The 8,573-nt window shown below is 62.4% G+C and carries 9 protein-coding genes and 4 tRNA genes; all 13 read right to left on the reverse strand.

Annotated features, from left to right (window positions below; translation table 11 throughout):
• Positions 1 to 87: 87 nt before the first annotated feature.
• Positions 88 to 621 carry a transcription termination/antitermination protein NusG gene (gene nusG / locus ABNS06_RS01260; protein ID WP_348672145.1) on the reverse strand — a complete coding sequence of 178 codons (534 nt, stop codon included), beginning with the start codon at positions 619 to 621 and terminating at the stop codon, positions 88 to 90.
• Positions 622 to 623: 2 nt separating this feature from the next.
• Positions 624 to 1,007: a preprotein translocase subunit SecE gene (secE, locus tag ABNS06_RS01265; RefSeq protein WP_348672146.1), complete on the reverse strand. Its 384-nt coding sequence runs from the start codon at positions 1,005 to 1,007 to the stop codon at positions 624 to 626.
• Positions 1,008 to 1,041: 34 nt separating this feature from the next.
• A tRNA-Trp gene (locus ABNS06_RS01270) sits at positions 1,042 to 1,117 on the reverse strand.
• Between the two features lie 342 nt (positions 1,118 to 1,459).
• Positions 1,460 to 1,535: transfer RNA gene (locus ABNS06_RS01275), tRNA-Thr, on the reverse strand.
• A 29-nt stretch (positions 1,536 to 1,564) separates the two neighbouring features.
• A tRNA-Gly gene (locus ABNS06_RS01280) sits at positions 1,565 to 1,638 on the reverse strand.
• Between the two features lie 95 nt (positions 1,639 to 1,733).
• Positions 1,734 to 1,818: transfer RNA gene (locus tag ABNS06_RS01285), tRNA-Tyr, on the reverse strand.
• A 37-nt stretch (positions 1,819 to 1,855) separates the two neighbouring features.
• Positions 1,856 to 2,809 carry a DUF1338 family protein gene (locus ABNS06_RS01290; protein ID WP_348672148.1) on the reverse strand — a complete coding sequence of 318 codons (954 nt, stop codon included), beginning with the start codon at positions 2,807 to 2,809 and terminating at the stop codon, positions 1,856 to 1,858.
• Positions 2,810 to 2,813: 4 nt separating this feature from the next.
• A complete protein-coding gene (locus ABNS06_RS01295) occupies positions 2,814 to 3,791 on the reverse strand; it encodes a dipeptide ABC transporter ATP-binding protein (protein ID WP_348672150.1) in 978 nt (325 codons plus the stop codon).
• Positions 3,788 to 4,768 carry an oligopeptide/dipeptide ABC transporter ATP-binding protein gene (locus ABNS06_RS01300; RefSeq protein WP_348672152.1) on the reverse strand — a complete coding sequence of 327 codons (981 nt, stop codon included), beginning with the start codon at positions 4,766 to 4,768 and terminating at the stop codon, positions 3,788 to 3,790. The genes ABNS06_RS01295 and ABNS06_RS01300 overlap by 4 nt, the downstream gene beginning before the upstream one ends.
• Before the next feature lie 3 nt (positions 4,769 to 4,771).
• Positions 4,772 to 5,677, reverse strand: coding sequence for an ABC transporter permease subunit (locus tag ABNS06_RS01305; RefSeq protein ID WP_348672153.1), 906 nt, complete (start codon positions 5,675 to 5,677; stop codon positions 4,772 to 4,774).
• On the reverse strand, positions 5,674 to 6,597 hold the full coding sequence (oppB, locus tag ABNS06_RS01310) for an oligopeptide ABC transporter permease OppB (RefSeq protein WP_348672155.1): 924 nt from the start codon (positions 6,595 to 6,597) through the stop codon (positions 5,674 to 5,676). The genes ABNS06_RS01305 and oppB overlap by 4 nt, the downstream gene beginning before the upstream one ends.
• Before the next feature lie 47 nt (positions 6,598 to 6,644).
• Complete coding sequence (locus ABNS06_RS01315) at positions 6,645 to 8,246, reverse strand: peptide ABC transporter substrate-binding protein (RefSeq protein ID WP_348672156.1); 1,602 nt, start codon at positions 8,244 to 8,246, stop codon at positions 6,645 to 6,647.
• A gap of 21 nt (positions 8,247 to 8,267) precedes the next feature.
• Positions 8,268 to 8,573 (reverse strand): tetratricopeptide repeat protein (locus tag ABNS06_RS01320; RefSeq protein ID WP_348672157.1); only part of this gene is annotated, 306 nt, incomplete at its 5' end.

The following is an 8,573-nucleotide window of genomic DNA, read 5'->3' on the forward strand; positions in this document are numbered from 1 at the left end:
CTGCCTCCCCGGGTTACATGGCGAGGCGTGAGGGGCAAGGTGCAAGGAGGATTTCCCCTTCACACCTCACGCCTCACACCTCACCGCTTAAGCCTTCTCGACCTGCCCGAACTCCAGTTCGACAGGCGTGGAGCGGCCGAAGATCAGCACGGAGACCCGCAAGCGGTTCTTCTCGTAGTTGACCTCTTCGACCACACCATTGAAATCGGCAAACGGACCGTCGATGACGCGCACGCCTTCGCCGGCCTCGAACAACGTCTTCGGCTTCGGCTTGTCGACGCTTTCCTCAACCCGGTTGAGAATCTGGTCGGCCTCACGATCGGAGATCGGCGCCGGCCGGTCGCTGGTGCCACCGATGAAACCCAGCACCTTCGGCACGCTCTTGACCAGATGCCAGGTCTCGTCGTTCATTTCCATCTGGACCAGCACATAGCCCGGAAAGAACTTGCGCTCCGTGGTCCGCTTCTGACCGTCGCGGATTTCCACCACTTCCTCGGTCGGCACCAGGATGTCGCCGAAGTAGTCGCCCAGCCCGGCGCGCTCGACACGATCCAGCAACGCCTTGCGGACATGATTCTCGTACTGGGAATACGCGTGTACGACGTACCACTTCTTGCTCATGATTACGCCTCGCCTCGTCCGGTCAGCGCCTTGACGCCCCACAGCAGAACCGCATCCACGCCGTAAAGGAATGCTCCCAGGATCAGCACGACCACGAAGATCAGCAGCGTGGTCTGCACGGAGTCGCGCCGGGTCGGCCAGACCACCTTGCGTAACTCGACACGGGAGCCGCGCACGTAGGTCCACATCGTTTTGCCGATCTCGGATTGCATCAGAATCGCCACGGCGGCACCGATGGCAATGAGCAACCCGCCGACGCGAATGGCGACGTTGTACTGCGCTTCGAAATAGTAGAACGCGCCGATTGCCCCGCCGAGCACGAGAACAGCGAGCAAAATCAGCACGTTATCCAGCGCGGAACCGGATTTTGTTTCGTTCGAACTCATTGAGATCCAGTGTCAGGGCCAGCCAGCCGACGGATGGCAGGGCAGGAGGGTCTCGAACCCCCAACCTGCGGTTTTGGAGACCGCCGCTCTACCAATTGAGCTACTGCCCTATACGCGTCCGGCGAAAGGGCGCGGATTATACCCTGTCGGGCGACGAATGAAAGCCCCCTGATTTCAGAAGCTTTCACTCCCTGAAACAGAGGGCCTGGCGCCCCGAATTTCACGAGCCTTTACGCAGGGTTAACGGCCTGGGGCCGCCGGAGAAACATGACGGCGCGCCGGTGTTTCGCGGCTGCGTCGCGCCAGCACGGCCAAGCAAACTGGCATCGACCCGACAACACCCCCCGCTCGCTTCGCGAGCCGCCCCCTCACTCAGGGGGCGAGGCCGCCAGCTCGATTGCGAGCCCGTTCAGGAGCGCATCCACCGCACGGCTGGTCACATCGCTAGAAAATGGTGCCCACCGCCAGAATCGAACTGGCGACCTCGTCCTTACCAAGAACGTGCTCTACCGACTGAGCTAGGTGGGCAAATATCAGATTGTTCGGTCTTGCTTGTCTGGAGCGGGTGATGGGAATCGAACCCACATCATCAGCTTGGAAGGCTGAGGTTCTACCATTGAACTACACCCGCCTCGTGGCGTTCCGCATCGAGTGAACCATGCTTCTGGTCACCATGCCGGAAGGTGGAGTCTCAATGCCAGCTTGGCGGCAAAAACGCCGTCAAATTGGTGGAGGGGGCAGGATTCGAACCTGCGAAGGCTGAGCCGACAGATTTACAGTCTGTTCCCGTTGACCGCTTGGGTACCCCTCCGCGGAGCGCGGTATTGTCGTGATCGGACACCCCCCCGTCAAGACGCGCGTGCCCGCGTCGACGCGGCATCGAAGATCTTTTCCGCATTCGCGGCCAGAAAGTGCTTGTAGAGACGGGGTGATCCGTCCGCGCCGAGGACCGGCCGACCGCTTTCGTCAACATCCCCGCCACGCTCGATGATCTCGACGAACTGCCTTTCGGTTTGCGCCACACCGACCGATCCGTCGTCCTCCAGCACCGGCGTGTCCATGGTCGCAGCCATCGTCGCCGTCTGCCGCAGCTTGGTGCCCGGCGCCCCCTGGATCGAGGGCAACATCCGGAATCCCTGAGCGGCCATGTCGGCGACCATGGCGTCGATGCCGGGATATCCGGCCGCCAGCACGTCGATGGTGACGTGATTGAAGTCGGCGCCAAGCGCCAGCGCACTGGCCGCCTCGCCCGACACCGCCGCCACGGTATTGAGCACTGAACGCCGGATTGGCGGACCCGGGCGCGTCAGTACCGTATCGACCACCAGTGCAATCAGACGGTCACCCTGCTCTTCGGTCAACCCGCCGGCCCGTTCCGCGACATCCAGCAACTTCTCCAGCCCCGCGTGGTCAGCGGCCTGCCAGCAACCCTCGGCGTCACCGCGAATCGCAGCGGCAACGTCAGGAGGAAACGCATCGAAATCGACCTCGCTGACAAACAGCTTGAACTGGCGGGCATCGTCGCCAGGCACCTGAAGATCGAACGACTCCAGTTTCTTGGCCGGAAAGCTGTACCTCCGGTCCGGGGTCATGTCGAACCGCGCCGCGATTCTGACCAGCAACGCGGTCACGCGCGGATCGGCACTGCGAATGGCGGCGTGATCGTTGTGAAAGCGACCGCCCCGATTCAGCACATGGGCGCGCAGAGCGGCGAAGTCTCGCACGCCGGCGGCGAACTTTTCGGTAGCGGCGTCGACGAAGCGCTGCCGCAGGACAGCGGCTGGCACGAGCGACTGCGTCATGGCGTCAACCTACGTAATGGCAGGCTGCGTATGATGCGCCTCCGCCGACGGATCGCAAGCCGGGCTCGTCCTGCGCGCACTTGCCGTCAGCCAACGGACAGCGGGTCCGGAACGCGCAGCCGGACGGCGGGTTCAGCGGCGATGGCAGCTCGCCACGCAGAAACTTGGACTCCCGCTCACGTTTGTAATCCGGGTCCGGAACCGGGATCGCGCTGAGCAGCGCCCGTGAGTATGGATGCCGTGGCTGGCGGTAGAGCTCTTCGGCATCGGCAACCTCCACCACTTTTCCGAGATACATGACCATCACGCGGTCGCTGATGTGTCGGACCACGGCCAGGTCATGCGCGATAAAGATCAGCGACAGCTGCAACTCGTGCTTGAGCTTGATCAGCAGGTTGACGATCTGGGCCTGGATCGAGACGTCCAGCGCCGACACTGGCTCGTCGCAGATCACCACCTTCGGTTCCAGGATCAGCGCCCGGGCGATACCGATGCGCTGGCACTGACCGCCGGAAAACTCGTGCGGATAGCGATTGATCTGGTTCGGCAGCAGACCGACCCGCTTCATCATCGCGCGGACGCGACGGCGGCGCTCGTCCTTGGCCAGATCCGGCTCGTGCACGCCCAGCGGCTCGCCGATGATCTCGCCCACCGTCATGCGCGGGTTCAGTGCCGCCAGCGGGTCCTGGAAAACCACCTGGAGATCGCGACGGGTCTTCTGCCAATCCGCGGAAGACTGTGTCGTCAACTCCTTGCCCAACAGGCTGATACTGCCGGCAGCCGCCGGCACCAAGCCCAGAATGGCGCGGGCCAGCGTCGACTTCCCGCAGCCCGACTCACCGACGACACCCAGGGTTTCGCCGGCATGGAGATCGAGATTCACACCGTTCACCGCGTGCAGTGACTTCGGCTTTGCGAACAAACCGCTGGCGACCGGGAAACTCACCCGCACCTGACGCAGGGACAGCAACGGCCGGCTCATGACGGACGTACCTCGGCAACAGCGGCATGGCAGGCGCGGCGGTGATGGCTTTCGCCCTCGACACCCACGAGCATCGGGCGCTGTGTTGGGCACGGCTCGTGGCGCCAGGCGCAGCGCGCCTCGAACGGGCAGCCCGGAGGCAGATGCAACAGGTCCGGCGGGTTGCCTGGAATCGCGACCAGCTCGGACTGATGCTCGGAATCCAGGCTGGGAATCGAGTCGAGCAGCCCGCGCGTGTAAGGGTGCGTCGGCCCCTTGAACAAGCTGCGCGCCTGGGCCTGCTCCATGATCTGACCGCCGTAGAGCACCAGCACCTCATCGCAGAGATCGGCGACGACACCGAGATCATGCGTAATCATGATGATCGCCACTCCGAATTCATCACGCAGGTCCGACAGCAGATCGAGAATCTGAGCCTGCACCGTGACATCCAGCGCCGTGGTCGGCTCGTCGGCGATCAACAGCTCCGGCCGGGTGAGCAGGGTCATCGCGATCATCACGCGCTGACGCATGCCGCCGGAGAATTCGTGCGGGTACCGGTTCACACGATTCTTCGCATCGGGAATCCGCACCGCATCCAGCATCTTGATCGATTCCTGAACGGCCTCACGCTTGCCCATGCCACGATGCCGGATCAGCACCTCGGCCATCTGCGTGCTGATCTTCAGGTACGGGTTCAGCGACGTCATCGGGTCCTGGAAGATCATCCCGATGTGCGCGCCGCGAATCTTGTTCATCGCGCGCTGCCCCGCGCCCACCAGTTCCTTGCCCTTGAACCGGATCGAACCCGTTGTCTGTCCGTTGCTGGCCAGCAACCCCATGATCGCCAGGGCCGTCTGGCTCTTGCCGGAACCCGACTCGCCGACGATGCCCAGCGTCGCACCGGCATCCAGCGAAAAGTCCAGACCGTTGACCGCATCGACCATGCCGTCTTCGGTCGTGAAGCGAACACCCAGATTGTTTACCGTGAGCAACATGCGCTAGCGGTCCTTTGGATCCAGCGCATCGCGCAGACCATCGCCGACAAAGTTGAAGCAGAACAGGGTCAGGGCGAGAAAGCTCGCGGGGAACGCCAGTGTCCACCACGATGACTCCATCTCCCGCGCCCCTTCGTTGACCAGCGCGCCCCAGGACGTCGACGGCTCCTGCACGCCGAGGCCCAGAAAGCTCAGGAACGACTCGACCAGGATCACGCGTGGAATCGTCAGCGTCACGTACACGACGACAACGCCGAGCAGATTCGGGACCACGTGACGCAGAATGATGTTGCGCGTGCTCACGCCCATGGCCTGCGCCGCCTCGACAAACTCCCGCCCTTTCAGCGACAGCGTCTGCCCGCGGACGATCCGAGCCATGTCCAGCCAGGTGATCGCCCCGATCGCGACGAAGATCAGAACGATGTTCCGTCCGAACAGGACCATCAGCAGGATGACCAGAAACATGAACGGCAGTGCGTAGAGGATGTCGACGATACGCATCATCACCGAATCCACCCGGCCGCCCATGTAGCCGGCGGTGGCGCCCCAGGCCGTCCCGATCAACAAACTGACGGCCGTGGCGACAATGCCCACCAGCAGCGAAATCTGCCCGCCCACCAGGGTCCGCACGAACAGATCGCGCCCAACCGCATCTGTTCCGAAAAAGTGTCCGTCGCTGAGACTCGGCGCGGTTGCCACCTTGTCCCAGTCCACGGCATCAAAACTGTAGGGCGCCAGCACCGGACCGATGAAGCAGATCAGCAGCATCGCCCCCAGAATCACCAGACTGGTGACGGCCGCCTTGTTGCGTCGCAGACGACGCCAGGCGTCGACCCACAGACTGCGCCCCTGGACGACCTCGTCACCATCGAGGGTTTCCGTGATCGCGTTTGCCGCATTCGTGCTCATTGGGCGCGCACCTTGGGATCGAGCACGCTGTAGAGCAGATCCACCAGAAAGTTGAAGCCGATGATGAGTGCGCCGTAGAAGATCACGACCCCCAGCACCAGCGTGTAGTCACGGTTGAGCGCACCCTGAACGAAGAAGCGCCCGAGACCGGGGATGGAGAAGATCTGCTCCATGACCACGGAGCCGGTGATGATGCCCGCCGTGGCCGGCCCCAGGTAGGACAGGACCGGCAGAAACGCAGGCTTCAGCGCATGGCGGAGAATCACCTGACGGACCGGCAGGCCCTTGGCCCGGGCGGTGCGCAGGTAGTTGGAACGCAGCACTTCGATCATGCTGCCACGCATGATTCGGGCGACATAAGCCACCTGCGGCAGCGCGAGCGCCACCACCGGCAGAACGATGTTCTGCCAGGCGCCACCATTCCACCCGCCGGCCGGGAGCCATCCGAGCCCCACGGCGAACCCCAGAATCAACAGCGGAGCGACGACGAAGTTCGGGATGGAGATACCGGTCATGGCCACCGTCATCACGCCATAGTCCGACACCGTGTTCTGGCGCATCGCGGCGATCATTCCGAACATGGAGCCAAACAGCACCGCGACGATCATGGCCGAGATGCCCAGCTTCAACGACACCGGGAAGCCCTGGGCAATCAGTTCGTTAACCGTGTAATCGACGTACTGGAAGGATGGCCCCAGATCGCCCTGCAACACATCACCGAGATAGTTCGCGTACTGGATGATCAGCGGCTTGTCGAGACCGTAGGCCGCATCCAGGTTGGCCCGGACCTCCGGCGGCACCGGCTTTTCCAGGTCGAACGGTCCACCAGGCGCCAGGCGCATCATGAAGAACGCCAACGTGATCAGCACGAGCAACGTGGGGATCGCGGCCAGCAACCGCTTGAAGGCAAAACTCAGCACAGCGCGTTCCCGTGACGACAGCGATTGAAGACTGAATCATCCATCGGTCAGTGCGCGAGGATTCGCCAGTTCTTGGTGTAGTGGTGGTCCATGATGTTGGACACGAAACCGTCCACGTACGGTTTCACCAGACCTTTCTCCACGTAGTAGTAGATCGGCATGATCGGCTGGTCGGCGAGCAGCATCCGCTCGGCCTGCTCCATCAGCTTGGCACGCTCAGCCATATCGGTCTGCACGGAAATCTTCGCCAGCAGTGCGTCGTACTCCGGATTGTTGTAGCCGGAATCGTTGATGCCATGCTTGGAATGCAGCAGCTCGAGAAAGGTATAGGGGTCGTTGTAGTCTCCGATCCAGCCGGCGCGGAACACCTGGGTATCCTGCTTGAGCTTTCGCGTCTGCAGAAACACCTTCCATTCCTCGTTGATCAGCGTGTAGTCGACACCCAGCACCGCACGCCACATTGCCGCGACCGCCAGCGACACCTTCTTGTGATTCTCGTGCGTGTTGTAACGAATCTCCACCTTCAGTGGATTGTCTTCCGAGTACCCCGCCTCGTTGTACAAACGACGGGCCTCGGCGAAGCGCTCCTCCCGGGTCATGTCCGCGTAGGTGGCGACCTGGGAGTCATACCCGGTGATTCCGGGCGGCACGAACCCGTAGGCCGGCTGCTCGCCCAGCTTCAGGATCTTCTCGCAGATCACCTGTCGATCGATCGCCATCGACAGCGCACGCCGCAGCTTCAGGTTGTCCTTGAAGGGCGGCTGGGTGACGTTGAACCCGAAATAGTAGATGCCGAGATACGTCGACACTTCCAGTTCATCGCCAAGATTCTCGCGAATCCAGCCAACCTGTGACACGGGGACGTCGTAGGTGTAGTCCAGTTCGCCAGCTCGATAGCGCTTGAGCTCGGAGGACTGATCCTCCGTCGCGTAGTAATAGACGGTATTGATCGTCGTGTTGGCGTCCTCCCAGTACATCGGGTTGCGCTGAAGCACGAGGTGCGACTGAACAACCCAGTCCGACAACACGTAAGCGCCATTGCTGACCATGTTCCCCGGGCGGGAGAACTTGTCGCCATACTGCTCCACCGTCTTGCGGTGGACCGGGTAGGTGCTGGAGTGATTCAGCAATCCCAGAAAGTAGGGCGTCGGGGCCTTGAGGCGAATCTCCAGGGTGTAGTCATCCAGCGCCTGGATACCCAGTTCTTCGACGGGCAGCTCGCCTGCCACCACCGCTTCCGCGTTCTCGATCGGCGAGAGGATCTGTGCGTACTTCGACGCCGTGACCGGATCGGCGCTGCGGTGCAACCCGTAGACATAGTCATGCGCGGTCACCGGGTCACCGTTGGACCAGCGCGCGTCTGGCCGCAGCGTGAACGTGTAAACCGTGCCATCGTCGGACAAGGTCCACGAGGAAGCACCTCCCGGGATGATGTCTCCGTTCGGAGCCTCACCGGTCAGGCCTTCGTAGAGATCGCGCAGGATGTTCGAAGATGGAACGCCCTCCGCCTTGTGCGGATCGAGCGTCTGAGGCTCCGCCCCGTTACCCCTGTGGATGACCTGCTCTTTGGCAAGTTCGGCGGCTGACGCGGGCAGAGCCGTCCCGCCGATCACACACGCGAGAATCAGTGCGCCAAGTGCACCTCGCATAAAAGTCCCCCGGAGCCTGGATCAGCCCTCTGCTGCGAGATGCGCCAGCCAGGCCTGCGCTTGCGATTTGGTGGAGCTGCTGTTGCGAGCAGCCAGGAACGCGGAACGGGCCTGATCGGTTTTGCCCTGATTCCAGGCGGCCACGCCAATCAGGAGCTGCGTTTCACCACGGTCATCAACCCCCTTGGCCAGCGCGTTCTTCAGCGCTTCTTCCGCCTTGGGCCAGTTCTCGTCATCCACGTGAATCTGCCCCAACTTGAACCATATACGACCGTCGTCGGCCAGCGGCGCCGCTTTGGTGAACACGTCGATGGCACGGGCATTCTC

Origin of the sequence: uncultured Abyssibacter sp., from assembly GCF_964000955.1 — a bacterium.
GTDB lineage: Bacteria > Pseudomonadota > Gammaproteobacteria > Nevskiales > OUC007 > Abyssibacter.

Excerpts from the sequence above, each read along its gene's own strand:
- nusG (WP_348672145.1), bottom strand. The coding sequence starts at position 621 with ATGAGCAAGAAGTGGTACGTCGTACACGCGTATTCCCAGTACGAGAAT.
- secE (WP_348672146.1), bottom strand. The coding sequence starts at position 1,007 with ATGAGTTCGAACGAAACAAAATCCGGTTCCGCGCTGGATAACGTGCTG.
- ABNS06_RS01290 (WP_348672148.1), bottom strand. The coding sequence starts at position 2,809 with ATGACGCAGTCGCTCGTGCCAGCCGCTGTCCTGCGGCAGCGCTTCGTC.
- ABNS06_RS01295 (WP_348672150.1), bottom strand. The coding sequence starts at position 3,791 with ATGAGCCGGCCGTTGCTGTCCCTGCGTCAGGTGCGGGTGAGTTTCCCG.
- ABNS06_RS01300 (WP_348672152.1), bottom strand. The coding sequence starts at position 4,768 with ATGTTGCTCACGGTAAACAATCTGGGTGTTCGCTTCACGACCGAAGAC.
- ABNS06_RS01305 (WP_348672153.1), bottom strand. The coding sequence starts at position 5,677 with ATGAGCACGAATGCGGCAAACGCGATCACGGAAACCCTCGATGGTGAC.
- ABNS06_RS01315 (WP_348672156.1), bottom strand. The coding sequence starts at position 8,246 with ATGCGAGGTGCACTTGGCGCACTGATTCTCGCGTGTGTGATCGGCGGG.